At 59.3% G+C, this 371-nt stretch carries 1 protein-coding gene; it reads left to right on the plus strand.

Going from position 1 to position 371, the window contains the following annotated elements; all coding sequences use genetic code 11:
• Nucleotides 1–371: tetratricopeptide repeat protein (locus BK665_RS33520; protein WP_123410654.1), on the plus strand; the 371-nt coding region annotated here is incomplete at both ends.

A 371-nucleotide genomic window follows, 5' to 3' on the forward strand; every position in this document is an offset into this window, starting at 1 on the left:
GCCGGACGCCGATCGAGCCGACTACGCCTATCGCCTGGCCAAGGACGGTCGCTACGAAGAAGCCCTGGCCCTGCTCGATACGCTGAAAGATCCAAACACCGCCAAAGCCCTCAACTACCGCGGCTACGCCACGCGTAAACTGGGGCGAACCGACGAAGGCATCGGCTACTACCTGCAATCGGTCAAACTCGACCCGCAGTATGCACAAGTGCGCGAATACCTCGGCGAGGCGTATGTGATCAAAGCCCGGTTGGACCTGGCCCAGGAAAAGTTGCAGCACATCAAATCGATCTGCGGCAGCACCTGCCAGGAATACCATGCCCTGGCCGAAGCTATCAACGATTCATCGAAAACCTGCCACCGAACGGACG

Origin of the sequence: Pseudomonas frederiksbergensis, assembly GCF_003732665.1 — a bacterium.
Classification (GTDB): Bacteria; Pseudomonadota; Gammaproteobacteria; order Pseudomonadales; family Pseudomonadaceae; genus Aquipseudomonas; species Aquipseudomonas frederiksbergensis_G.